This is a genomic window from Pseudomonas sp. ANT_J12 (genome assembly GCF_008370045.1).
Classification (GTDB): domain Bacteria; phylum Pseudomonadota; class Gammaproteobacteria; order Pseudomonadales; family Pseudomonadaceae; genus Aquipseudomonas.
In genome coordinates this window covers 471,965-497,174 of record NZ_VOBN01000001.1, presented here as the reverse complement: position 1 = coordinate 497,174, position 25,210 = coordinate 471,965, and the positions used below count along the sequence as shown (strand labels likewise).

Genomic DNA, 25,210 nt, shown 5'->3' with positions numbered 1-25,210 from the left:
CGCGCGGCATATCCTCTGCGATCGCCATAAGTCGGATTGGGCTGGCGCACAGGGCGGAGTATCGTAGCGAACCGGTTGTCGGCCCAGGCCAGGACACCCCTTCGACAGGAGAACGCAATGAGTTGGTCCGCCAAGCAATACGTCGCTTTTGAAGATGAACGCACCCGCCCGGCCCGGGATCTGCTCGCAGCCATCCCGCCCGTGGATGCGCGCTCGGCCATTGATATCGGCTGCGGCCCCGGCAACTCCACGGAATTGCTGGTAGAGCGTTTCGATAATGCCTGGGTGCGCGGCGTGGACAGCTCGCCCGACATGATCGAAGCCGCCCGCAAGCGCCTGCCACAAGTGAAGTTCGACACCGTTGACATCGGAACCTGGAACGATAGCGGCCCGTTCGACGTGATATTCGCCAACGCCGTATTGCAGTGGCTGCCCGATCACGGGACGTTGCTGCCGTCGCTCGCCTCTCGACTGACCAAGGGGGGCAGCCTGGCAATCCAGATGCCCGACAACCTCAACGAACCGTCCCATCGCCTGATGCGCGAAATCGCCGCCAATGGCCCGTGGGCCAGCAAACTGGCGGACGCCGCCGGGCAACGGACGGAAATGGCCAGTGCCAGCGATTACTACTCGATGCTGCGGCCGCACTGTAAGCGGGTTGATGTGTGGCGCACGACTTACCATCATCCACTGGCGGGTGGTGCCTCGGGCATGGTGGAGTGGTTCAAGGGCAGTGGCCTGCGGCCGTTTCTCGATCCGCTGGATGAGGGCGAGCGGGCGGAGTATTTGAAGCGGTATCTGGCGGCGGTCGAGCAGGCTTATCCGGCGCTGGAGGATGGGACGGTGCTGTTGCCGTTTCCACGGTTGTTCATCGTCGCGACGCGGTAAAAGCGGATGTCGCACTGAACCTGTGGCGGGGGAGCTTGCTCCCTCGCCACAGAGTCATCAGTGTTCGTTCTATTTAAGTGTCAACGTTCCACCGCCACCAACATCATCATCGGCCGCTCTCGCTCCTCCGCCAGAGCCGGCTGCGCCGCCACCTCGGCATCGCTCGGCCCCCATTCATTGACGTGCTGAATCGTGAATCCCGCCGCGATCAAGGTATTCAACAAAGTACCCACCGTGCGGTGCTGCTTGATCACACCTTCCGCCAGCCAATTCGTCACCCGCTCACCTTCCAGCTGATAACTGTCCAGCGGCCAACGCTTGCGACCTTCGCCATCGATCAGCCAACCCGGATTACGCGGCGCCATGAAAATCGGGTGCTCGATGGAAAACACAAAGCGTGAACCGGGTTTCAGGGCTGCGTGGATATTGGCGAACAGGCCCGGCAGATCCTTGATGTAATGCAATGCCAGAGAGCTGTAGGCCAGGTCGAAACTGTCGGTAGGCAAGTCGAGATGTTCAAGGTCGGCGCGGGCGTATTGGATGTTGGCCGCAGACGTCGTCTTGCGCGCCTGTTCCAGCATCTTTTCCGACACATCGAGGCCGAGCACGCTGTGGGCGCCTTGCTCACTGGCCCAGCGGCTGAACCAGCCGTAACCGCAGCCCAGGTCCACCACTTTTAAACTTTTCATCGGTGGCAACAGGGATTGAAGTGCAGGCCATTCCGGTGCGGCATCCAAGCCACCGATGGAACGGCCCATTTGGCTGTAACCCTGGAAAAACTCCGGATCGTCGTAAATGTTTTGCGTCATGTTCGGGTTGCTCTATTGAGTTCGTCACGGGCGGCACCGGTGGTGCGGCCGATTGGTTTCCCTCGAAGAGTTGTGGCGCGTATTCGTTGATGGCCGCGCAGGGGGAGGGTGGTTGCAGATGGGGGAATGCTAGCGGGTTGGGAGAAGAGGGGAAACTGACCGAGCGTTATGGATATGTAAACGAAGCTCCAGGCCCCGACTATTCAAAACAGTACCAATCATTCAAACCTGACACCGAACCTGTGGCGAGGGAGCTTGCTCCCGCTGGGCTGCGAAGCAGCCCCTCTCTTCACTTAAAAAGCAGGGGCCTGCTGCGCAGTCCAACGGGAGCAAGCTCCCTCGCCACAGGTTATTAGTTGTTCGCGCCAACTATTAACTGACGGGCATATGACGGGCATAAGTCAAAAGAGCCAGGTCATGCGTCGATGCCACTGGACTTCGCTAGGTACTTGGTCAAATTGATCTCCACCACTTCCCAAGTACATCCCGCGTATTGCGGATCTTTTTCGTACCCAGTGACTGTTTTGGCCGGTGGAATCGGCGAACCAATCTCAGCCAGAATTTCAAAATGCCCCTCAATGGCTTCGCGAGCCATAGTCACTGCATTTTCAAGATCCTTCCCGGCGGAGAAACACCCAGGAATATCCGGCACCTCCACACCCCAGGCGTGTTTATCATCACCCGTTGAAATCGCTATTGGATAAAACATGATCATTATCTTCATGGACCCGAGTAGTAGGGCTATGAAACGAAAAGGGCGCCCTAAAAGGCGCCCGATCTAACCGTCAGATCTATTCCGCATCCATGCGTCGAGCGATCACGTCCAGCACATCGCAACCATCGCGCAAGGGCACGCAGCAGAGCAATGCGAAATCGCTGAGGATCACCGAATCAGATGTAATGTCACCTCGCATCGCGAGGTTTTCAAGGAGCTGCGTCACGGCCCGAATTCTGTAACTGGCAGTGCTGAGCAGGGAGTGCAGCGGTTGAGTGGTGTTGACGAACAGGGAAGGTAGATCGTCGGCGTTGCTGGTTAAAGCCATGTATTCGTTCATGAGTGATTACCTTGAAGTGAGGTTATCTACCACTCATTGTCGCCAAACAAAGGGTGGTAGCTGTACGCGGGTTGGCGAACCGGGCAAGGTAAAAACCGGCAGACCCGAAGGTCTCCCACGCACAGCCACCAAAAAACAGGTAGCCGAGTGCGTTCAGAAACGCTCCGAGCTAGCTCGGAGGTTTCTGTACCTTGCCATCGAGTCGCCAAACTCGATACGCCATTTGGGCGCGGATCGACTATAGGGCTCGTGGCAAAGGCACTGCAATCCGCAAGTCTACGGACAATTCCTAGAGTAGTGTAGGACGTTGCTTTTTCGAAAAAAGCGCTGGCAGTGCTTGGTTCGGCGGGCGCTGACTTGCTGTTCATTGGGATCAGCGGGCTTAAGGGGCTTGTAGGGAGCAAAATCAACGTATGTGTCGGAGTCTGAAACAACGTAAACGTCAGAAATGAAAAAGCCCAGCACTTGGCCGGGCTTTTTCGAAATTCAGTAATGCGATCAGGCTTGCTTGGCCTGTGCTGCCAACATGATTTCGTTCTGTTTTTTGGTAGCCTCCGTCAAAACCTCACTGTATACGCGTTTCTTTTCTTCAGATTTGGCGTTACGAATGAAGTCTGCGAATGGACTCGAGGATTCTTTTGTAGATCCGAATTTCATCGTAAACATGGGGTTGCTCCGTCTGTTATCCCAAGCATGGCCATCAGTTCGTGTCTCGTGTGCTTCTCGGGTATATGGTAGTCGATCTTGTCAACGCCAGCCTTGTAGAGCCTGGCAGAGTTATCAATGTGCTTCAAAAGTAGATCGACGTGGACATCTTTACCGAACTCTAGCTTAAGCGTGTTCACTACGTCACGCGCTGCGAAATACTGTTCGACGAAATGCTCGGGTCGAATCCGTCGTCCCTCGGCTTCCTCTCGGGCCTTCACGAAGGACCATGCAAGCCTAGGGTCTTGATAGACGTAAAGAATTTGCACGAATCTCCCTTTGCTCAGGCACCGCTCGACATTACTCCTGGCAATCTGGATATTTGAAAGCGTCCCGTCCAGCAGGAAAGATTGCTTTCGATCTAATGCGAGATCAATCAGCTTTCCAACAAGAATTGATATAGCTCCTTGGAAAAGCCAGGCATTGCCACCCTGGTATCCTTCAAATTCGTTTCTGAGCTCGTCCGGATCAATTCGTAGGATGGCGGTATCGCAGAAAAAGTTTAGGAGAGCTAGGGATGCTTCTGTTTTGCCAGCGCCGGGCGACCCGGCCATGAAAACCGATACAGGTTCTGTTTCGGGCGGATATCTGTCCCTATCCGTGAGTCTCTTGCCGATCGTCTTCTTGTTTGATCGAGCAAATCTAATCGCCTCATCCCACACGGCTTGCTCTTCTGCCGTCATCCCAAGCTTTTTGTCTTCTTGCACTGATAGAGATCCCTTTTTCAAGTGACTGGTTGCTTGCCGTTTCTGCTCCTGGATTACCGCACTGCATGCGATACGCGGGAGGGGATCTCGGACATCCGTCACTTTCCTATGAATCTCCTCACGATTCTTCACTGCTTTACATCTCGTGCAAGCGGTCAGATTTACTAATTGAGCACGGCGCGCAATCTCTCCGCAAGGGACTAGCTCATACTACTGGGCAAATTTGCCTCAAGCGCGTCGAGAGTCCGCGTACCGCCACCCATTTTTTTTTGACGCTGAAGTAGATAGATGGCCTTATCGTAAACGCCCTTGAGTTTCGGATTTTTGTGAGCCAAGTGGGCATCAAGCCAGAAAAGGTGACAGATTTATTTTCTAGCGTATCCAAGTACTCAAAAGTAGACTTAAGCCTCGTTGGAGGTCCCTGTGAGGCTTGCATGCTTGGCTACTAACCGAGCTTGCGACGAAAAACCGCCCTACTAAGGCGGTTTTTTTTCGCCCTCGTTTTGTCCGGCGTCGCGGATGACCTATTCGATCAGCTTCAACGACGAAGACCCTGAAGCTCTCGCAAAGCTCAAATTCAAGGCACAAAAAAACCGGCCATCTGGACCGGTTTTTTTCTATCTCTACATCCCCCGTCAAAAACCTTCAACGCGAGACAAAAATTCGATTGGAGCGGGTGAAGGGAATCGAACCCTCGTTATCAGCTTGGGAAGCTGGAGTAATGCCATTATACGACACCCGCTCAGAGCGGCTGACTTTGTACCAGATGTGCGCGCGGATTTGAAGTTTTTCTTTATGTGCGCTGCATTTAGCGTGGGTGACACGAAGGCACGGACCGAGTAACGGCCAATCGCGGGCAAGCCTTGCTCCTACAGAGGTGGTGGCGTCTATGGGCGCAAGGTTGCTCGCGATGACTCTATTTCAGATTGCCAGTGCATGGTGTTCCTGGACGTAGTGGTAACGCGGTCGGCTGGTGTGTTGCGCCGGTTTCAGGAAGCCCAGCAGTGCGTTCTGGCTGTCTCGGCAGGCGGCTTTGTGTTCCATGTCGAGGAAGTGCCCGGTGGCTTGCAGGGTGCTGAAGGTGGCGTGTTGCACGTGGTTGGCGAATAGCCGGGCACCGTCGGCGGCGGTGTATTCGTCCCATTCGCCGTTCATGAACAGCACCGGCACGTTGATTTTCTCGGCAGCCTTGAGGAAGCACTGGCGATCGCTGTGCAACAGGTCGCTGATGTGGAAGTGCATCTGCCCGTATTCGTGCTCGGCCAGGTTGCTCACGTGGCGATAGTTGAAGCGCTTGAACAGCGACGGCAGGTGTTTGCCGATGGTGCTGTTCACCAGGTTGCCGACCCGGTCGCCATCCCGGCTGCCGAGGTAGTCGACGCCGCGTTCGAGGTAGTCGCGCATGTGCTCGTTGATCTCCGGGGAGAACGAGCTGATCACGGCTTTTTCGATGCGCCGTGGCCGGTGGGCGAGGGCGACCAGGGTCGCGGCGCCGCCCCAGGAAAACGACAGCACGTGTTCGGCGGCGAAGTGGTCGATCAGCTCCAGCAGGATCTGTCCTTCGACTTCCTTTGTGAGCAATTTCTCATGCCGGTTGTGGGCTTTTGACTTGCCCGCGTAGGGCTGGTCGTAGCACACCACATTGAACTGCGGATGAAGGTTTTTCACGGTCTGAGCAAACGACGCAGTCGTGGCCATCGAGCCGTTGACCAGAATAATGGTCTTCTCTGCGGCGTCTGCGCGATAGAACTCCGTGTAAACCCGATACTGACCCTGTATATCCAGCACAGCGATTTCTGGCCTCATGTCATAAGACTCCTGAGCAAGCGGGTATGCGCGCAAATGAGATTGCACGAGCTTTGTGACAGGTAGGCATTCGCCTGGAATTTGGAGCCCATGTCGATCCATTGAAGGCCGGTCGACGGGTTTTATTATTGGCGGGCAGTCTGCCGGTGGAAGGCGGAACCTGAGGGTCCCCGACCGGCAAAAAGTTTCTTAGAAGTATGTGGTGACTCATCGGTCACAATCTGGCCGACGTCCTGATTCAAGCAGGGGTGACGGCATCGCGCAAGTGTCATTGGTAAATTGTTCGACAACTTCTGCTGAGCGGTCGCCTGCTTAGATCAATTGAATCTCTTCGGTGCGCAAGGCGCGGTACTCGCCCGGTTTTAGCGCGTTATCGAGCAGCAACGGGCCCATGCTTTCGCGGTGCAGGCGCAGCACCTTGTTGTCGAAATGGCCGAACATGCGCTTCACCTGGTGATACCGGCCTTCGACAATGCTCAGCCGCGCCGACTTCGCCCCGAGCAGCACCAGCTCGGCGGGCTGCGTCGTCAGGTCTTCGAAAGCGAAGTACAGCCCTTCGTTGAAGGTGACTGCATACTCCGGGCCGATGTCCTGTTCGGTCTCGACGTAATACACCTTGGGCAGTTTGGTCTGCGGCTGGGTCAGGCGTCGTGACCAGCTGCCATCGTTGGTGATGATCATCAGGCCGGTGGTGTTGAAATCCAGGCGCCCGGCGATGTGCAGGTCATCCTTGTCCGGCTCGTGGATCAGGTCGAGCACGGTCGGGTGTTGCGGGTCGCGGGTGGCGCTGACACAGCCGGGCGGCTTGTTGAGCATGAAGTAGCGCGCGGGCTTGCCGACTTGCAGCACCTCGTCGTCGACCTCGACGCGGCTGAATTCCAGTACTTCGCTGTGAGGATCGCTGACGACTTTTCCGTCGATGCGCACGCGTTTTTCCACCAGCAACAGACGAACCTGCTTACGGTTGAAGCGCGGCAGGTTGCTGAGGAAACGGTCTACACGCATCGGTTAAAAATCGGATGGGGAAGGGCCGCGCATCTTACGTGATCGGCCGGGCGGCTGCTTGCAGCTGCGCTTCGACCTGGGCGCAGCGCGGGCACAGGCAGGAGAGGTCGCGCAGTTCCGCCGGCAGCGCTTCGAGCACCGCCGGGTCGATGCTGACGCCAAAGCACCAGCAGGCGCGGTCGGCGGTTCGAGGGTCGGCCAGGCTGCAGTCGTTGGGGGCGCCGCAGGCCGGGCAGGTTTCAGGCTTGGTCATCAACGTCATTCATAAACGGAGTGGGGCAATTCCACGCAGGTGCGATTGCGGCCGGCCTGTTTGGCCCGGTACATCGCATGATCGGCCCGGGACAGCAACGTATGCAAGGTTTCATCTGCTTGCAGGGTGGTCAGGCCAATGCTCACGGTCAGCTGCAGCTCCTTGCCGTTGTAGGCATAAAGCTGTTTTTCCACATGCTGGCGAATTTTCTCGGCGATTTTCTGACCGGTCTCACCGTCGGTGTCCTTGAGCAGCACGATAAATTCTTCGCCGCCCCAACGGCAGACGATGTCGGAATGACGCAGGCAACTTTCCAGGTCCCGAGCGAAACCGATCAGCACTTGATCGCCGGCGAGGTGACCGTAGGTGTCGTTCAACACCTTGAAGTGGTCGAGGTCCAGCAGCAGCGCGGTCAGCGGTTTCGGCTCGCGTTGGGCTTCGTGCATGGCTTGCGCCGCCAACAGGTCGAAGCCACGGCGGTTGGGCAACTCGGTCAGGCTGTCGAGCGTGGCCTGGGCCTGGATTTTGCTCTGATAGCGTTTGATTACGCGGTTGAGCAGGGCCAGCACAATCAGCGTGACCAGCAGGCAGATCAGCAGGTTGAGGTACAGCGACTGGCGGATTTCACTGAGAGCGCCGTCTTCGCGTTTGTCGACGAACAGGTACCAGTTCAGCTCCGGAATGAACCGCACGTTGAGGAAATGTCCCTGGCCGTGGACGGAATATTCGTAGCTGCCGCTGTGGGGTTTGGGCAACTGGCTGACCAGGCCCTTCATGCTGCTGAGTTCACCCAGGCTCTGACCGGCCCGCGCACCTTCAGGGCCGCCCTCGGCACCGGTAAGCACCAAGCGACCGAAGGTGTCGACGAAGTACACGCTGCGTTGATAGCGCTGTTGATACTTGTCGATCAGCTTGATCACCGCATCCACCGTCAGGCCCACGCCAGCCGCGCCGATGAAGCGTTTGTTGTAGTCATAGACTTTGTAATTGATGAAAAACGTCAGGTTGTCCTTGTTGGCCAGGTCCGGGTCGACGTTGATCTCGTAAGGCTCTTTCATGTCGCGAACGCGGAAGTACCAGGCGTCCCGTGGCTCGTCGACCTTGATCTGCTTGAGCACGCCTTTGGCGTGGTAGTAGGTGAGGCTGCTGTTGGAGACGAAGAACGCGGTGTAGGCGCCGTAGTGGGTCATGACCTCGTTGAGGTAGCGGGTCATCTGGTCGGGGTCGTGCTCGCCGTTGACCACCCAGTCGCGCATGAAGGTGTCGCGGGACATCATTGAGGAAATCAGGATCGGTCTGACCAGGTCTTTCTGGATTTCCGAATAAACCGTGTCGGACGTCAGCGGCAATTCGGTGTTGACGATGTTGTCGCGGATCGACGCTCGCGAGGCGTAGTAGCTGAGAAAGGACGTGGCGAGGAAACCTGCACCGAGCAATGCGATCAGCGTGAGCACCAACGAACGTTGGGAATACAGCGGCGAGCGAAGCGGCATGGTGGTTCCGTTGGCAGTGACCCGATGGCATGCATTCTAGTGGGCCCGAGCGGAAATAACCGCTGCATTTACGCGGGGTGATCGTTCCCACGCTCCGCGTGGGAATGCATCCGGTGACGCTCTGCGTCACGCTTGCGAAGGGACGCGGAGCGTCCCGGGCGGCATTCCCACGCGGAGCGTGGGAACGATCAGCGTGGGAACGATCATTTGGCGAGGTATGCCCGCCACCCGCCAAAACGACTGATATCAACCGCCCCCTCCAGCCCATAACCCTCACAAATAAACCCGCTCTCCCAGCGCCCATCCGCCAGTTGCACCTTGCCCAACCCCAACGGCGCCGGAATCGCGGTCAAAAACGAGCCCAATTCGCTGCTCGGCAATTCCCAAACCTCCACCGCAATCGCCACGCCACCGTCCTTCACCCGCACCATTCCCGGACGAAACGGCGGGCCACCGGCCAACGCATAGAGCTGATAATCCGGCGAACTGAACGTCGTCTCGACCAACCGCGCGCCACGCTGCTTCAGTTGCCAATTCAACGCCAACCCCTCCAGATGCGCGCCACACACCACCAGTCGTGCGCGATCATTGCGGGCCACCGTCGCGGGCGCAGGCGAGCCTGGTTGACGTTGAAGCGCATCCGCCACGCTCAACAAATACTGATCGGTAAACGCTCGCCCAAACAGCGTCACGCCCCACGGCAAACCGTTGCCCATGAAACCGCTGGGCACGGCGACGGCGGCGTAGTCGAGCAGGTTCATGAAGTTGGTGTAGTAGCCCAGTTCCGAGTTGCGCAGCACGGGTTCGGCGGTCAGTTCCGCCAAGGTCACGGGGCGGCCGATGGTTGGCGTGAGCACGCAGTCGAGGCCTTCCAGCGCCCGGTCGCACAGCGCCTTCAGTTCTTGCAGTCGATACTGCGCGCGGAAGGTCTGCACGCCAGTCACCGCCGGGGCCTTGGCCAGCACCGCGCGGATCACCGGCAGCACCGCTGGCGGGTTTTGCTCCATCAACTCGCCAGCCACGCTATAGCGCTCGGCGACCCACGGGCCTGCATACAGCAACTGTGCGGCTTCGAGGAACGGCGACAGGTCCAGCTCAACCGCTTCACCGCCCAAGGCTTTGAGCTGATCGATGGCATCGCCAAACAACAACGGGCCTTCAGGGCAGCCGAAAAACTCCAGGTCTTGCGCACGTGGCACGCCGAATCGAAACGGGCGCGGCGCACCGAATGCCAAGCCGTCATTCCACAACGGATTGCTGCGGCTGTAGGCATCCCGTGGATCGAGACGCGCCGTCAGCGCCAGCAACTGACTGGCTTCCCGCGCGGTGGCGGTGAACGTGGTGACGCAATCGAGCGTGCGACAGGCCGGCACCACACCGCCCGTGGAGATCAACCCTTTAGTGGCTTTCAACCCCACCAGATTATTCAACGCCGCCGGCACCCGACCGGAACCTGCCGTGTCCGTCCCCAGGGAAAAACTCGCCACCCCCAACGCCACCGCCAGCGACGATCCAGCGCTGGAACCGCCCGACGGATATTCCGGCAACACGCTGTTCGGGCATGCGCCATAAGGCGAACGGCTGCCATTGAGCCCGGTGGCGAACTGATCAAGATTGGTCTTGCCCAACGGAATCGCCCCCAACGCCAGCAACTGCTCGACGATGGTCGCCGAATGCTCCGGCACATAGGCAAAGGCGGGGCAAGCCGCTGTGGTCGGAATGCCTGCCAGGTCGATGTTGTCCTTGATTGCGAACGGCACGCCATACAGCGGCAGACTGTCGAGGTCGCGACCGTCGAGGGCGGCGAGGTACGGTTCCAGCTCCTCGACACTGAGCAAATGGATGAACAGGTGATAGTCGGGATTCAGCGCGGCCGCTTTGTCCCGCAGGCTCAGCAGCAGTTGCCGAGGCGTGACCTGGCCGTCGCGATAGGCACTGCGCAGGGCGTCGAGTTGCAGATTGAAATTCATGACTTGATCCTTTTCAAAATGAGTTCAGTCGAGGTCCAGTACCACGACCCGCTGCCCGGCGCGCACCGCCGAACCCGGTTGCACGCGAATCTCCCGTACTACCCCGGCCATCGGCGCCAGCAGCGGGATTTCCATCTTCATCGACTCCAGAATCACTAGCACATCCCCGGCCTCAACCCGGGTGCCGGTTTCAACCTGAACCTGCCAGAGGTTGCCGGCGATGTGGCTGTCGACGCTCTGTTGACCGCTGGCCAGCGGTGCGTCTTCGGTCGCTTCCGGAATCAATTCCTCGCTGTCGAAATGCGCCTGGCCGCTGGCGATCCAGCGTTCGCGTTCGGCATTGAACGCGCCTTTTTGCTGGTCGCGGAACGCCGCAATGCTCTCGGCTTCTTGCGCCAGAAACCCTTGGTAATCCGCCAGGTTCAACTGACTGTGCTCGATGTTCAGTTCGAAGCGCCCGAGGGGGAAATCCCGGCGAATGCGCAGCAACTCATCAGCGCTCACCGGGTAGAAACGGATCTGATCGAAGAACCTCAGCAGCCACGGTTTGCCGTCGAACGCCGCCACTTCGCGGTAGCGATTCCACATCTGCAAGGTACGCCCGACAAACTGATAACCGCCGGGGCCTTCCATGCCGTACACGCACATATACGCGCCGCCGATGCCCACCGAGTTCTCGGCGGTCCAGGTGCGGGCCGGGTTGTATTTGGTGGTCACCAATCGATGACGCGGATCGAGCGGGGTGGCGACCGGGGCGCCGAGGTAGACATCGCCCAGGCCCATCACCAGATAGCTCGCATCGAACACCGTACGCTGCACTTCGTCGAGGTTCGGCAGGTCGTTGATGCGGCGGATGAACTCCAGATTGCTCGGGCACCACGGCGCGTCCTTGCGCACGGTGGTCATGTATTTTTCGATTGCCAATTGGCAGGCCGGGTCGTCCCAGGACAGCGGCAGATGGACGATGCGCGACGGGACTTGTAGGTCCTTGGCGGCGCACACGGCGTCCCATTCACCGGCGATGATGCCGAGCAGATCGGCCAGCGGCAGTTGCTCGGGTTGGTAGTGCACTTGCAGCGAGCGGATGCCGGTAGTGAGGTCGATGACGCCGTGCAGGTGTTTGCTTTCGAGCGCCTGCATGAGGGCGTGAGCGCGGAAGCGCAGGACCAGGTCCAGTTCCGGGGCGCCGATCTCAAGGAGCAGATGTGTGTCGCCCGATAATCTGGCCACCAGTCTCGTGTCGTCCTGTCCAAGATCCAGTACAACGGGCGACATCAATTTATGTAGAGACCCATTACTTGTGGCGAGGGGGCTTGCCCCCGTTGGGGTGCGAAGCGCCCCCAAATTTTCCCGCCACGGCACATCAGGTGTTTGGAGTTGGCCGATTGGCGACTGCTGCGCAGCCGAACGGGACGGTGGGGCGATCCGACAAGCTCCCTCGCCACAGAGGGCTCGTGTGGCCAGTGATCGAGCGGTCTGCAGGTCCACCGGCAAAAACTGCACCTTATCCCCGGCCTTGAGCTGCCCCAACTGCCAAAGATCCGCCTCGATCACCGTCACCGGGCACACAAACCCGCCCAGGCTAGGGCCGTCCGGGCCGAGTATCACGGGCATGTCGCCGGTGAAATCCACGGCCCCGATCGCATACGGATTGTCGTGGATGTTCGACGGATGCAGCCCCGCTTCACCACCATCGGCCCGCACCCATTCCGGCTTCGGCCCGATCAGTCGCACGCCGGTACGACTGGAGTTGAAATGCACTTCCCACTGAGTGGCGAAGAAGGTGCCGATGTAATGTTCGGTGAAGTATTCCGGTGCACCGTGCGGGCCGTAGATCACTCGAATCTGTCGCACGGCAGGCAGATCAGCAATGTTCGGAAGCTGCGCACCGGCACTGCGGTCAATCAACAAAGGCACATGCAACACATCCCCGGCCCGCAACGCCCGCCCACCATGCCCGCCAAACTGGCCCAGGGTGAAGGTGCTTTTACTGCCCAGATAATCCGGCACTTGCAGTCCGCCGCGCAGGCACAGGTAGCTACGGGCGCCGCTCCCGGCCATCGTGCCGAGGCTCAACGTAGCGCCGGCCGGAATCAGCAACGCGGTGTTCATCGGCACCGCGTCACCGTTCAACGTCAGCGGAATCACCGCCCCGGTCACCGCCACCACAGCATCACAGTTGAAGCGCAGCAACGGCCCGCTCATGGTGATTTCCAGTGCCGCAAAACCTTCGTCATTGCCCAGCAATCGGTTGCCCAGACGCAACGCTCGACTGTCCATCGGCCCCGACGGCGGTACGCCCACCGCCCAGTAACCGAGGCGACCGGGGTAGTCCTGAACACTGGTTTGCGTCCCGGCGCTGAGTACTTCAAAGGTGTTGGCTTGGTACACCAGACCTTCCAGGCACCGCGTCCACGGCTGACCGCTGGCGAACGGCGTATCGAGCAGAATCTGGCGCAGGTAATCGCGGTTGGTTTCCACGCCGTAGAGCAGGCTGTCGCCCAAGGCCTGATGCAAATCTGTAAGCGCCTGCTCCCGGGTCGGCGCCCAACTGATGAGCTTGGCGATCATCGGGTCGAAGTACGGCGGGATCTCGCAACCGGCCTCGACCCAGGTGTCGATGCGCAATTTTCTGCCATCGGCAGCAGGGAAATTCACCGCCGTCAGCAGGCCCGGACTCGGCTGGAAATCCCGGCCCGGATCTTCCGCGTAAAGCCGTGCCTGAATCGCATGGCCCTCAGGTTTCAATCCACGACTTAGCTCGGACAAGGGCGGCAAATCACCGGCCGCCAGTTCGACCATCCAGCGCACCAGGTCCACGCCCCACACCTGTTCGGTGACGCCGTGCTCAACCTGCAATCGCGTATTCACTTCCAGAAAATAGAAGCGTTGGTCTTCACTGTCGAAGACAAATTCCACCGTCCCGGCGCTGCGGTAATTCACTGCTTTCGCCAGTTTGATCGCCGCCGCGCACAGCTCATCCGCCATGCCCTCGGGCAGGTTCGGCGCCGGGGTTTCTTCGAGGACTTTCTGGTTGCGCCGCTGTACCGAGCAATCGCGCACGCCGAGGGCAATCACTTCGCCGCGACCGTCGCCAAACACCTGCACTTCCAGATGCCGGGCGCGCTGGATGTACTTCTCGATGAACACCCCGGCATCGCTGAAGTTGTTCTGACCGAGGCGTTTTACGGCTTCGAAGGACTCGCTCAACTCGGCCGCGCTACGGCACACGCGCATGCCGATGCCGCCACCACCGGCGGTGCTTTTGAGCATCACCGGATAGCCGACCTGTTCGCCGGCAATCAGTGCTGCGTCGAGGCTGTCGAGCAATTCGGTGCCTTCGAGCATCGGCACGCCATGTTGTTTGGCCAACGCGCGGGCCGTGTGCTTGAGACCGAACACTCGCAACTGCTGTGGCGTTGGGCCGATGAAGGCGATGTTGGCGGCTTCGCAGGCTTCGGCGAAGGCAGCGTTTTCTGAAAGAAATCCGTAGCCGGGATGAATGGCCGTGGCGCCAGAGGTTTGGGCGATGGCGAGGATTTTATCCACCGCCAGATAGGTGCCGGCGGCGGCGCCTTCGCCGAGGCTGTGGGCTTCATCGGCCTGCAAAATATGCAGGCTCGCGGCATCGGCTTCGGAGTAAACGGCGACGCTCTTGACCTGCAATTCACCCAAGGTGCGCAGGATGCGGCAGGCAATGGCACCACGGTTGGCAATCAGGACTTTTTCGAACATGGCAAAACCCCCGGAGGCGATAACGCATCAGCCTCGACCTGGGTTGCGGGCCGTCCCGCAGTTTTTCGAAAGGCACCCGGGCCGTCCCGGATGAACGAATTTCGCGCTTTTTGTGGCGAGGGAGCTTGCTCCCTCGCCACAAGGTTTAGCGGTGCTCTCGCTGTTGCAGGCACTGGCCTGAACGGGCCTGGCACAGGGCAAACAACCATTTACGCAACCGCGCCAATTTCAGTTCCATACCAAGAGCTCCGCAGGTGTCGGGTTGTACGCATTGCACGGGTTGTTCAACTGCGGGCAGTTGGAGATCAACACGATCACGTCCATCTCCGCCCGCAAATCCACGTACTTGCCCGGCGCCGAAATCCCGTCTTCAAACGTCAGCCCGCCATCCGCTGTGACGGGCACATTCATGAAGAAGTTGATGTTCGGCCCGATGTCACCCTTGCCCAGTCGCCCGTCGTGGACACAGGCCCGCAGGTAGTTGTCGCGGCAGCTGTGCATGTAGCGTTTCTCCAACGCATAACGCACGGTGTTGCTCTCCTGGGCACAGGCGCCGCCGAGGGTGTCGTGACGGCCGCAGGTGTCGGCGACGATGGTCAACATCGGTTTGCCGAGGTTGGAATAGAGCACGCTGCCGGTGCTCAGGTAGACGCTGTTCTGCCGACGCAAGGTGCGTTGCACGTCGTAGCGTTCCTTCGGGTTGGCGACGCTGTAGAACAAGGTATCGACCGCCTGGTTGCCTTCCAGGTCGAGGATGCGCAACGTCTGGCCGGCCTTGACCTCCATCAGCCAGGGTTCCCCGGCGGGGATGGTGGCGCGGTACACGGCGTTCTCAGGCTGCTGGTGTGAAGTAGCGATGGCGAGTGACATGGCAGCGATCCTCAGGCGAACAAACGGTCGGTGTTGATGAAGCCGCGCTCGTTTTCCGGGCGCGAAGTACGGCAGTGTTCGGCGACGCTTGGGTCGGCGTTCATCCAGCTCAGCTTCAAGGGTTTTGGTGCGTATTCGGGCGACGGATCCATCGGGTGTTGCAGGGCCGTGAGCACCACCAGCGTGTCCATCGGCGCGTACAACTCGATGTAGTCGCCGGCCTTGGAGTTGCCCTCGACGAAGTGGAAGCGTCCGGCCTCGTCGACATTCACCCGGCTGAACAAATTGAGGGTCATCAGCAAATCCGACAGGCCCAGCCCCCACTTGCCCAGTTCCACCAACAGGTTGTCGGTGCCGTTGCGAAAGAAGCCGTTGCGCAGTTCCTGATAGCGGCCGGTGCCGTACTTTTGCGCGACTTCTTCAGCGCAGAGCACGCCGCCGAGGCTGTCGCTCCAGCCGCAGGTGTCGGCGGTAATCGCCGCCAATACGCGACCCATGTCCGAGTACAAACAGTGGCCGATGGTGAGCTTGGCGGTGTGTTGGCATTTGAGGCTGTCGGGCAGGTTCAGGCGTTCGGTTTTTTCGTTAGCGTTGAGCAGCGTCAGGCTGACATTGGCGCCACCGCGCAGGTCGGTCAGACGCAGCAGTTGGCCGCGTTTCAATACGAAGGAGCGATGGCCGCCGCCGGGAAGCATTTCTTCGGCGAAGGGCGGGAACAGTTGGGTTGAATCAGTCATTTTTGAAAGTCCTCTTAAGCGGTGCGAAGCGTGCCTGCCAACTCAGTCGGCAAGGCATCGACGGCGGCGCGAGTGGCGCGGCGGTCGCTGTTCAAAGGGATGTCGTAGGTGATGCGTGCGCCATAGGCGCCGGGGGCATGCGGATCGAGGCGGACCTTGTCGAACACCAGCAAACGGGTGCCGAGGCTGAACCCTTCGGACAGGTCATGGGTGACCATGAACACCGTCAGTCGGGTCTCGCGCCACAACTCCAGCAGCAGAACGTGCATGTCTTTGCGGATGCCCGGATCGAGGGCACCGAAGGGTTCGTCGAGCAGCAACACCCGGGGTTTCATGATCAACGCCTGGGCGATGGCCAACCGTTGTTGCATGCCGCCGGAGAGCTGCGCCGGGTACTTGTCCAGCGAGTGGCCGAGGCCGACTTTGTGCAACAGCACCGAGGCCTGTTCGCGGGCGTCTTTTTTCGCGTTGCCGAACAAGCGCCCGAGCAGCGGTGAGCGGGGCAGTTCGAGGCCGAGGGCGACGTTGTCCAGCACCGTCAGATGCGGGAACACCGAATAGCGCTGGAACACCACGCCACGGCTGGCATCCGGCTCGCCGGCCAGGGCCTGGCCGTCGAGCAGGATCTCGCCGCGACTGGCTTTTTCCTGGCCCAGCAACAGGCGCAGGAAGGTCGATTTGCCGCAACCCGACGCGCCGACCAAGGTGCAAAACTCACCTTCGTTGACGCTCAGGTTCAGACCTTCAAGAACAACCTGATCGGCGTATTGCTGCCAGACGTTTTTCACCGTGATGAAGCTCATGCCCGCGCTCCTTCATACCAAGGGAAGGCCCGTTGGGTCAGGCGCTTGAGGCCCCAATCCATCAGCCAGGCGAGGAGGGTGATCCACACCACGTAGGGCAAGATCACATCCATCGCCAGGTAGCGGCGAACCAGGAAAATCCGGTAACCGAGGCCGTCCGTGGAGGCGATGGCTTCGGCGGCGATCAGGAACAGCCACGCCGAACCGAGCATCAGCCGCAACGAGATCAGCAGGCGCGGCAACAATTGCGGCAGCACCACCCGCAGCATTAAGGTCCAGGTCGAAGCGCCCAAGGTCTGGGCCTTGATCAGCAACTCGACGGGGATTTCCCGCGCACGCTGTTCCAGATCCCGGGCCAGCGCCGGGGTGATACCGATCACGATCAGCATCACTTTCGACAACTCGCCCAGGCCGAAGACGATGAACAGAATCGGCAGGATCGCCAGGGGCGGCACCATCGAAAGCACCGTCAGCAGCGGCGACAACGGCGCGCCGAACAGCGGCAAGGTGCCGGCCGCCATGCCCAGGCACAACCCGGCCAAGGCACTGATGCCCAGGCCGATCGCCAGCCGTCGCAGGCTGGACGCGCTGTCTTGCCAGAGCAGGTAGTCGCCGGTGCGGCTGTCGGCGACGAAGGCCAGGCGTTTCACCGCATCGGTCATTTGCACGGCGCTGGGCAGCAGCTTGTCGTTGGGGTTGTCCGTCAGCCGCTCGGCCGAGCCCAGGAAGTAGGCGAGCAGCACCAGGGCGAACGGCAGGATCACCAACAGCAAGCGACTCGGGCGATCCGGGTGGCGATTGATCAGGCGCATGGCCAGGTCCTCCAGTCTTACAACTTGGCGTCGGCAGCCATCTGCACGTAGCTCGGGTCGAAGCGCAGCTTGAGGTTGGCCTTGTCACCGCTGGTCACGCCGTTGGCGAACGCCATGCCCACGGCGCTGGTGTCCTTGGCGCCTTCACCCAGCAAGCCGTGCTGGAAGGAAAACTCGGCGACCTTGCGCATGGTTTCCGGCAGTTGCTTGCTGGTGGAAAACGCCAGGGCTTCCTGCGGGGTGGAGAACAATTTGGTGGTGTCGAGTTGCGATTGGAAACCCGCCAGATCGGTGCCCGAGGCTTTGGCCATGTGCTCGAGAGCGGCTTTGCTCGCGGCGTTCTTGGCGTTCATCAACTCGACCACTTCAAACCAGGCGCCGGTCAGGGCTTTGCCCAGGGCCGGGTTGTCTTTGAGGGTGGCGCTGTTGACCACCATCATGTCCATGATTTCGCCGGGGATCTGGCTGGAGTTGAAGACTTCGGTCACACCGGGCTTGGCTTTGATGTCCGAGAGCATCGGGTTCCAGGTGGTAACGGCGTTGACCTGGTCGGTGTTGAAGGCGGCCGAGATGTCGGCGTCGGAGGTGTTGACCACTTTCAGGTCTTTGTCGGTGAGATCGACCGAATCCAGGGCCCGGGCCAGCAGGTAGTGCGAGACCGACAGTTCCACCAGATTGACGTCCATGCCCTTGAGGTCGGTAACTTTCTTGCCTTCGCCCTTGAGCACGACGCCGTCGTTGCCGTTGGAGAAATCGCTGACGATCAGCGCGGTGCTGTCCACGCCACCGGCCGCCGGAATGGTCAGCGCATCCATGTTGGTCATGTTGCAGCCGTCGAACTGACCGGCGGTGTATTGATTGATGGATTCGACGTAGTCGTTGAGCTGCACCACATCGATCTTGATCCCGTACTTCTTCGCCCATTTGTCGACGATGCCTTGGCTGCCGGCGTATTCCCAGGGCATCCAGCCGGCATAGATCGTCCAGCAGACGCTGAAGTGGTCTTTCTGGGCGGCGTGGGACGAGACGCTGACGAGGGCGGCAAACGCGGCGGCGAGCAGGGCGGGTAAACGAAGTCGGGTCATGGGATGGTTCTCCAGTTGATCAAGGGCGGGCAGGAGTCAACGCGGCACCGCGAACGGTGGCTTGTCTCCCGGGCTTTTGTCCCGCCGTGTAACCTCAACTGGAGGTCGCCAACTCTCGGACCAGCCACTCGCTTAAGCGAGCCGGAACCCTAGTCAGCCATTGCAAATTGTGGTGCCGCGAACCTGTGATGACTCCTGCACGCTTTTACTAAAGCGAGAGCCGTGCCAAGTCGGCGCAAAGCGTCTGGGCTGGGGCATGACGGCGAATGACGGGCGGGAGAGGGCGTGTGATTGCTTTGTCATGGTGCAGCGGCGCACCGCAATGGGCCGCTGATCAGAAGGTTTTGGCCGGCGCGCACTCGGTGTCGGTTTCACAGTCAAAACAGGTGCGAGTCGGGCCTGTGCCGACTGCTGTCGCGGGTCTTTCAGGAGGCCGCCATGGTTTATCAAAAACTGCTTCGTCGATTGTTGCTGGGCGCGGTGTTGGGCCTGGGCTTGTCCGGTTGCTATTACTACGCTGGCACTGCGGACGTGTACGCCACACCGTATTACTACCCCGGCTATTACTACTCGCCTTATTACTACGGCTATTCCTACCCTCGGTACTACGGTCGCTATCGCTACTATTACTACGGCAACCACGGGTATTACGGCGGTCACGGGCCGGGCTATTACCACGGCGGTGGCGGTCGCTACGGTCGCCATTGATCAGCACGGCGCCGCCATTGAGGGCGGCGCCGTTTTTTCAGGGCAAAGATGAAAAACCTTTCATCGGCGAGTTGTTTCAATGTGTTTCATGAACGCACCAGATTCCGAAATCGATGTCTGATCTTTCGACAGTCGCCATCAATTGACTGTCGCCTGCCAGCGTCGCTGGTGTGGCTCACCCGCGGTCCAGGAGGCCGCCATGTATCGTCGAATTCTTATGCTGGTCGTGTTGAGTTTGTCCCTTGGTGCATGCGTTCCCTATTCCTACGGAGATGGAGGCAGCTACTACAGTTCTGAGGTCTACTCGTCCCCTGCGCCGGCTTATTACTCGGGCGGTGGCAGCTACTACTCGGCACCACGCTATTACCAACCTGCACCGCGTTACTACCAGCCGGCTCCCCGTTATTACTCGGCGCCGCGTTATTACCAGCCGCAGCCGCGCTATTACCAGTCCCACAACCGTGGCTGGCAACGGCATGATCGGGGCGGCTGGGATGGCCGCAACCGGGGCAACTGGGACAATGACCGCGGTGGTCGTGGTGGTCGAGGCGACCACCGAGGCGGGCGTGGCGATCATGACGGTCGCGATGGCCGGGGCAATCACCGTTAATCAGCAGCGATAAAAAAAGCGGCGCATCAAGCGCCGCTTTTTTTGTGCCCGGATTTCAGTAATCCGACAAATCCGCCAACGGATGCCGACCTTCCCACACCTTATGGAAATGCGCCTCGACCACCGCATCCGGCACGTTATTGATGTCCGGCCAGTGCCAGCGCGGCTTCTGGTCCTTGTCGATCAACCGCGCCCGCACGCCTTCGCTGAATTCGGGGTGACGGCAGCAGTTGAGGCTCAGGGTGTATTCCATCTGAAAGACTTCAGCCAGCGACAGATGCCGGGCCCGGACGATTTGTTCCCAGACCAGATGAGCGGTCACGGGTGAACCTTCGGTCATGGTCTTCGCCGCGCGGCTGAGCTGCGGATCGGTGGAGTCGCGAAGATGGCTGATGGCTTTCCAGGCGCAGCGCACGTCGCTGACATCCAGCAGTTCGTCGATCTGCTGGCGGCGCGGCAGCCATTGCGCTTCGGGCATCTGTGCGACGGCTTCCTGCTGCAACGCCTTGAGCAGGCTGTTGAGCTGCATCGAGGTCTGTTCCTGCCAGTTCAATTGCAGCAGGCCTTCGACCAGTTCTTCTTGCTGTTCTTCGAGCAGGAAGCGGTCCGCCAGATCCAGGTCGATCGCATCCCGCGCGTTCATATGCGCGCCGGTCAGGCCGAGAAACAACCCGAGCTTGCCCGGCAACCGCGACAGGAACCAACTGGCGCCGACGTCCGGGTACAAACCGATGCTGATTTCCGGCATCGCCAAGCGGCTGCTCGGCGTGACAATCCGGATGCTCGCGCCTTGCAGCAGGCCCATGCCGCCGCCGAGTACGTAGCCGTGGCCCCAGCAGATCAGCGGTTTAGGGTAGGTGTGCAGCTTGAAGTTCAGGCGATATTCCGCGGCAAAGAATTGCGCGGCCAGGGGCGGTACTTCCCCGGGATGATTGCGACAGGCTTCGACCAGGCTGCGCACTTCGCCGCCGGCGCAGAAGGCCTTGGCGCCGTTGCCGCGCAGCAGGACGCAGACGATTTGCGGATCCTTGGCCCAGGCGTCCATCTGATCGCGCAGGGCGTTGATCATTGGCAGGGAGAGGGCATTCAACGACTGTTCGGCATCCAGGCTGGCGATGCCGATGCGCGCGCCGTCGGTGCCGGTGAGTTCTTCGAAGTGCAGATTCATCGTGACCTCGATCGGGAATTTGAGCGTTCAGTATGATCGCATTGCAGGAAAGTGCCGGTTCTGTGTCAGATCAATTGACAAGCCTGCTCAGCTTTCCTAGGGTTCGCCCCATTGTTTTTGCCGGGTATGACCATGACTGCTGACGACCGTATCAAACTCGAACCGAGCTGGAAGGAGGCACTGCGTGCTGAGTTCGACCAGCCCTACATGGCAGAGTTGCGCTCATTCCTGCAACAGGAGCGCGCGGCGGGCAAGGAAATCTATCCCCCTGGCCCGATGATCTTCAACGCGCTCAACTCGACGCCGCTGGACAAGGTCAAAGTCGTCATCCTCGGCCAGGACCCGTATCACGGCCCGGGCCAGGCCCATGGCTTGTGCTTCTCGGTGCAACCGGGCGTGCCGGCGCCGCCGTCGCTGGTGAACATCTATAAAGAGTTGAAGCGCGACCTGAACATCGACATCCCGAGCCATGGCTGTCTGCAAAGCTGGGCCGACCAGGGCGTGCTGATGATCAACACCACCATGACCGTCGAGCGCGCCAACGCCAATGCACACAAGGACAAGGGCTGGCAGTACTTCACCGATCGGATCATTGAAGTGGTCAGCGAACATCAGCCGCATCTGGTGTTCATGCTGTGGGGCGCCCATGCCCAGAGCAAGCAGAAACTCATCGATGCCACCAAGCACCTGGTGCTGACCTCGGTGCATCCGTCACCGTTGTCCGCTTATCGTGGTTTTCTGGGGTGTGGGCACTTCAGCCGGACCAACAAGTTTCTGGAACAGAATGGCGAGACGCCGATTGAATGGCGGTTGCCGCCGGTCGCGTAATGATCGTTCCCACGCTCCGCGTGGGAACGCCTCATTGGACGCTCCGCGTCCGCTTTGGGACGTGGAACGTCCCGGGCTGCATTCCCACGCAGAGCGTGGGAACGATCAGGGTAGGGGGGAATCCGGCGCTCGATTCCAATACTTGAACAACGGCTCCGCCAGAAACAATACGAACAACAGCCGCATCACCTGCATTGCCGTCACCAGCGGCACCGACAATTGCAGCGTCTCCGCCGTCAAACTCATCTCCGCAATCCCGCCGGGCATCATGCCCAGGGTCAGTGAGCGCAAATCCAGATGGGTCAGCGCACTCAACCCCAAGGCCGCCGCCGTGGCGATCAACATGGTCAACACCGTGCCGATCAACGTCCGCCCCATAAAGGACGGCGCCCGGCGGAAGAACTGCCGATTGAAGTGACACCCCAACCCGCTGCCAATCAGCCACTGGCCAATCTGGCTGCCACCGTTGGGCAATCCAATGTGCAGGTCCCAACCAATACTCACCGCGGCACTGACCAGTAATGGCCCGAACAGCCACGGATTGGGTTGACGCAAGCGCTGCCAGCCCCAGGCGAGCAGGGCGCCCGCCGGGAACAGCATCGCCAGCCAGCGCCAATCAACCACCGTGGCATGCCCGATTGGCGTACCGTCCCCCAGCAAATACTTGAACGCCGCCGGCACACACAGCACCACCACCAATACCCGCAAACTCTGCCCCGCCGCGACCCGGCTGAGCACCGCGCCATTGCGCGCGCCGAGGTTGACCATCTCCCCGGAGCCCCCCGGCATGCTGGAAAAGAATGCAGTGGCGCGATCCTCCCCGGTACGCCGCATCAACCAGACCCCGACCACACTGGACAGGCTGGTGACCAGCGCACCGAAGAAGATCAAGCCGAAGTGGCTCAGCACCTGCTCCATCACCACCGGGGTGAAGTGCAGGCCGATGCCGATGCCGACGATCCACTGCCCGCACTTGCGTCCGCCCGGGATTTCCGCCAATTGCCAGGGCGTGAGGCAGCGCACCAGGATGATCGCCAGCAACGAGCCGACCATCCACGGCAGCGGCCAGCCGACCTGGCTGGCGAGGTAACCGCCGAGCAGGCCGACCAGCGGTGTTCCCCACCAGGTTTTGAACGGACGATCAGACATCGGCGATAGCGCGCCGGGAGGCCGAACGTTTGCGCCAGATCCGGATGATTGGCATCAGCAGCATGATTGCGGTCAGCACCCAGACACCAAACGTGATCGGGCTGGACCAGAGAATCTCCAGCGCACCGTTGGAAATCGACAGCGCACGACGCAGGTTTTGCTCCATCAAGCCGCCGAGGATGAACCCCAGCAGGACCGGCGACAACGGGAAGTCCAGCTTGCGCAGGAGGTAACCGAAGATGCCGATGCCGACCATCAGGAACAGGTCGAACGTGGTGGCGTGCACCGCGTAGACGCCGATCCCGGTAATGATCGCGATCACCGGCACCAGCGCCCAGTTGGGTACGGCGAGGATGCGGGTGAAGATGCGGATCATCGGGATGTTAAGGATCACCAGCATGATGTTGGCGACGAACAACGATGCGATCAGGCCCCAGACGATGTCCGGTTGTTGCTGGAACAGCAGCGGTCCCGGGGTGATGTTGTACAGCGACAGTGCGCCGATCATCACCGCGGTGGTGCCCGAGCCTGGAACGCCAAGGGTCAGCATCGGCACCAGTGCACCACACGCTGCGCCGCCGATGGCGGTTTCCGGCGCTGCGAGGCCGCGCATGTCGCCCTGGCCGAAGGTGCCTTTGGCGCCGGCAATGCGTTTCTCGGTCATGTAGGCCACGGCGCTGGCCAGCGTCGCGCCGGCACCGGGCAACACGCCCATGATAAAGCCCAGCACGCCGCAACGAATGTTCACCACGAACACCGCCGAGGCTTCCTTGAAGTTGAACATCATGCGGCCGGTGGCTTTCACCGCTTCCTGGCCGTGGTGGGTTTTTTCCAGCAGCAGGAGGATTTCGCTGATGGAGAACAGGCCCAGTACCAACACGACGAACTGGATGCCGTCGGTCAGGTGGATGTTGTCCCCGGTGAAGCGGTACACACCACTGTTGGCGTCGATGCCGACCGTCGACAGAAACAGACCGATCAGCGCCGCAATAAACGTTTTCAGCGGACGATCACCCGCCATACCGCCCAGGCAGACAATCGCAAACACCATCAACACGAAGTATTCCGCCGGTCCAAAGGCAATCGCCCATTTCGCCAGCAACGGGGCGAACAGCACCATGCCGCAGGTGGCGATAAACGCGCCGATGAACGAACTCCATGCCGACAACGACAGCGCTACACCGGCCAGGCCTTTGCGGGCCATCGGGTAACCGTCGAGGGTGGTCATCACGGTGGACGCTTCACCGGGTATGTTCAGCAGGATCGAGCTGATCCGGCCGCCATATTCGCAACCCAGGTACACCGCCGCCAGCAGGATCAGTGCTGATTCCGGTGGCAGGCCGAGGGCGAATGCGATCGGGATCAACAACGCCACGCCGTTGATCGGGCCCAGGCCCGGCAGCAGGCCGACCACGGTGCCAATGAGCGTGCCGCACAGTGCGGTCACCAGGTTGTACGGGGTCAGTGCGACGCCAAATCCGTGCCCCAAATAGCCAAGAGTATCCATATCAGTTCTCCAGAACGTCGAGCACGCCTAAGGGCAGCGGCACGTCCATCACCTTGTCGAACAGCAAATAAAGACCGATCGCCATCAGGCTGATGATCACCACGCTGGGCAGCCAGCGGCCGCCGTACAGGCGGGCCATCGGTATCCCGGTCAGGATGCTTGCGACAATGAAACCAAGGGGTTCGAAGGTCCCCGCGAACACTAGCAGCAGCACCACGCAGATACCGATTTTGGTCAGGGTCTCGCGGTCCATCGGTGGTTCGTCAGGGTTGTGTTTGATCGGTGCGGGACGAAACACCATGTACAACAGCGCCACGCCCATCAGGGCCAGCATCAACAAAGGGAAGGCCCGTGGCCCCACCGGTTCGTAGGAAAAAGCCGCTTGGTATGGCCACGCCATCAGCGCCAGGCCGACACAGGCCGCCAGCAACACCGAAGCAAAAATGCGTTGTAAGAGCATGAGGAACTCCTGTGCCGCGACCCCGCGAAAACGGGGTCGCAGCCGCT

Annotated in this window: 23 protein-coding genes, 1 tRNA gene, 1 pseudogene and 1 riboswitch; of the genes and pseudogenes, 4 read left to right on the top strand and 21 right to left on the bottom strand. The window is 60.2% G+C overall.

Annotated features, from left to right (window positions below):
• The first annotated feature begins 117 nt into the window (after nt 1-117).
• Nucleotides 118-888 (top strand): trans-aconitate 2-methyltransferase, encoded by a 771-nt coding sequence (gene tam / locus FQ192_RS02445; RefSeq protein ID WP_149657212.1) that lies wholly within the window; start codon nt 118-120, stop codon nt 886-888.
• A gap of 80 nt (nt 889-968) precedes the next feature.
• Here tam and FQ192_RS02440 read toward each other — a convergent pair whose 3' ends face one another.
• The 17 genes and pseudogenes from FQ192_RS02440 to FQ192_RS02365 form a co-directional block, all read right to left on the bottom strand.
• Nucleotides 969-1,697 carry a class I SAM-dependent methyltransferase gene (locus tag FQ192_RS02440; protein WP_149657211.1) on the bottom strand — a complete coding sequence of 243 codons (729 nt, stop codon included), beginning with the start codon at nt 1,695-1,697 and terminating at the stop codon, nt 969-971.
• 421 nt (nt 1,698-2,118) lie between these two features.
• A pseudogene (locus FQ192_RS02435) lies at nt 2,119-2,406 on the bottom strand (type II toxin-antitoxin system HicB family antitoxin); the annotation flags it as partial.
• Nucleotides 2,407-2,488: 82 nt separating this feature from the next.
• Entirely contained in the window at nt 2,489-2,752 is a 264-nt protein-coding gene (locus tag FQ192_RS02430) for a short-chain dehydrogenase (protein ID WP_149657209.1), read from the bottom strand.
• A gap of 498 nt (nt 2,753-3,250) precedes the next feature.
• Complete coding sequence (locus FQ192_RS33935) at nt 3,251-3,418, bottom strand: hypothetical protein (protein ID WP_178128987.1); 168 nt, start codon at nt 3,416-3,418, stop codon at nt 3,251-3,253.
• Nucleotides 3,406-4,140, bottom strand: coding sequence for a zeta toxin family protein (locus FQ192_RS02425; RefSeq protein WP_149657732.1), 735 nt, complete (start codon nt 4,138-4,140; stop codon nt 3,406-3,408). Before FQ192_RS02425 ends, FQ192_RS33935 begins: the two co-directional genes overlap by 13 nt.
• 692 nt (nt 4,141-4,832) lie before the next feature.
• A tRNA-Gly gene (locus FQ192_RS02420) sits at nt 4,833-4,906 on the bottom strand.
• 179 nt (nt 4,907-5,085) lie between these two features.
• The gene (locus FQ192_RS02415) at nt 5,086-5,970 is read right to left on the bottom strand and encodes an alpha/beta fold hydrolase (protein WP_149657208.1); all 885 of its coding nucleotides are present in this window, start codon (nt 5,968-5,970) and stop codon (nt 5,086-5,088) included.
• A gap of 312 nt (nt 5,971-6,282) precedes the next feature.
• Complete coding sequence (locus FQ192_RS02410) at nt 6,283-6,975, bottom strand: pseudouridine synthase (protein WP_149657207.1); 693 nt, start codon at nt 6,973-6,975, stop codon at nt 6,283-6,285.
• A 34-nt stretch (nt 6,976-7,009) separates the two neighbouring features.
• Nucleotides 7,010-7,228, bottom strand: coding sequence for a cysteine-rich CWC family protein (locus FQ192_RS02405; protein WP_123507553.1), 219 nt, complete (start codon nt 7,226-7,228; stop codon nt 7,010-7,012).
• Between the two features lie 5 nt (nt 7,229-7,233).
• The gene (locus FQ192_RS02400; protein WP_149657206.1) at nt 7,234-8,721 is read right to left on the bottom strand and encodes a sensor domain-containing diguanylate cyclase; all 1,488 of its coding nucleotides are present in this window, start codon (nt 8,719-8,721) and stop codon (nt 7,234-7,236) included.
• Between the two features lie 203 nt (nt 8,722-8,924).
• Nucleotides 8,925-10,691 carry an allophanate hydrolase gene (gene atzF / locus FQ192_RS02395; RefSeq protein WP_149657205.1) on the bottom strand — a complete coding sequence of 589 codons (1,767 nt, stop codon included), beginning with the start codon at nt 10,689-10,691 and terminating at the stop codon, nt 8,925-8,927.
• Between the two features lie 24 nt (nt 10,692-10,715).
• Entirely contained in the window at nt 10,716-14,426 is a 3,711-nt protein-coding gene (locus FQ192_RS02390; RefSeq protein ID WP_149657204.1) for an urea carboxylase, read from the bottom strand.
• A 228-nt stretch (nt 14,427-14,654) separates the two neighbouring features.
• A complete protein-coding gene (locus FQ192_RS02385; protein ID WP_149657203.1) occupies nt 14,655-15,296 on the bottom strand; it encodes an urea amidolyase associated protein UAAP2 in 642 nt (213 codons plus the stop codon).
• 11 nt (nt 15,297-15,307) lie between these two features.
• A complete protein-coding gene (locus FQ192_RS02380) occupies nt 15,308-16,033 on the bottom strand; it encodes an urea amidolyase associated protein UAAP1 (RefSeq protein ID WP_149657202.1) in 726 nt (241 codons plus the stop codon).
• A gap of 14 nt (nt 16,034-16,047) precedes the next feature.
• Complete coding sequence (locus FQ192_RS02375; protein WP_149657201.1) at nt 16,048-16,836, bottom strand: ABC transporter ATP-binding protein; 789 nt, start codon at nt 16,834-16,836, stop codon at nt 16,048-16,050.
• A complete protein-coding gene (locus FQ192_RS02370; RefSeq protein ID WP_054615877.1) occupies nt 16,833-17,648 on the bottom strand; it encodes an ABC transporter permease in 816 nt (271 codons plus the stop codon). The genes FQ192_RS02375 and FQ192_RS02370 overlap by 4 nt, the downstream gene beginning before the upstream one ends.
• Before the next feature lie 17 nt (nt 17,649-17,665).
• Nucleotides 17,666-18,733 (bottom strand): putative urea ABC transporter substrate-binding protein, encoded by a 1,068-nt coding sequence (locus FQ192_RS02365; RefSeq protein WP_149657200.1) that lies wholly within the window; start codon nt 18,731-18,733, stop codon nt 17,666-17,668.
• Nucleotides 18,734-18,796: 63 nt separating this feature from the next.
• Nucleotides 18,797-18,897, bottom strand: a riboswitch (guanidine-I (ykkC/yxkD leader).
• 274 nt (nt 18,898-19,171) lie between these two features.
• Between FQ192_RS02365 and FQ192_RS02355 the strand changes: the two genes are divergently transcribed.
• Both FQ192_RS02355 and FQ192_RS02350 read left to right on the top strand, forming a co-directional pair.
• Nucleotides 19,172-19,441 (top strand): hypothetical protein, encoded by a 270-nt coding sequence (locus FQ192_RS02355; protein WP_149657199.1) that lies wholly within the window; start codon nt 19,172-19,174, stop codon nt 19,439-19,441.
• 199 nt (nt 19,442-19,640) lie between these two features.
• Nucleotides 19,641-20,051, top strand: a complete 411-nt coding sequence (locus tag FQ192_RS02350) for a hypothetical protein (protein ID WP_149657198.1) — start codon at nt 19,641-19,643, stop codon at nt 20,049-20,051.
• A gap of 55 nt (nt 20,052-20,106) precedes the next feature.
• Here FQ192_RS02350 and FQ192_RS02345 read toward each other — a convergent pair whose 3' ends face one another.
• On the bottom strand, nt 20,107-21,219 hold the full coding sequence (locus FQ192_RS02345) for an enoyl-CoA hydratase/isomerase family protein (protein WP_149657197.1): 1,113 nt from the start codon (nt 21,217-21,219) through the stop codon (nt 20,107-20,109).
• 132 nt (nt 21,220-21,351) lie between these two features.
• Between FQ192_RS02345 and ung the strand changes: the two genes are divergently transcribed.
• Complete coding sequence (gene ung, locus FQ192_RS02340) at nt 21,352-22,047, top strand: uracil-DNA glycosylase (RefSeq protein ID WP_149657196.1); 696 nt, start codon at nt 21,352-21,354, stop codon at nt 22,045-22,047.
• A gap of 105 nt (nt 22,048-22,152) precedes the next feature.
• Here the strand turns inward: ung and FQ192_RS02335 are convergent, their stop codons facing one another.
• The 3 genes from FQ192_RS02335 to FQ192_RS02325 are packed head-to-tail and all read right to left on the bottom strand — an operon-like array spanning nt 22,153 to nt 25,163.
• Entirely contained in the window at nt 22,153-23,196 is a 1,044-nt protein-coding gene (locus FQ192_RS02335; protein WP_149657195.1) for an AbrB family transcriptional regulator, read from the bottom strand.
• On the bottom strand, nt 23,189-24,703 hold the full coding sequence (locus FQ192_RS02330) for a tripartite tricarboxylate transporter permease (protein WP_149657194.1): 1,515 nt from the start codon (nt 24,701-24,703) through the stop codon (nt 23,189-23,191). Before FQ192_RS02330 ends, FQ192_RS02335 begins: the two co-directional genes overlap by 8 nt.
• Nucleotide 24,704: 1 nt before the next feature.
• Nucleotides 24,705-25,163, bottom strand: coding sequence for a tripartite tricarboxylate transporter TctB family protein (locus FQ192_RS02325; protein WP_149657193.1), 459 nt, complete (start codon nt 25,161-25,163; stop codon nt 24,705-24,707).
• Nucleotides 25,164-25,210 lie beyond the last annotated feature (47 nt).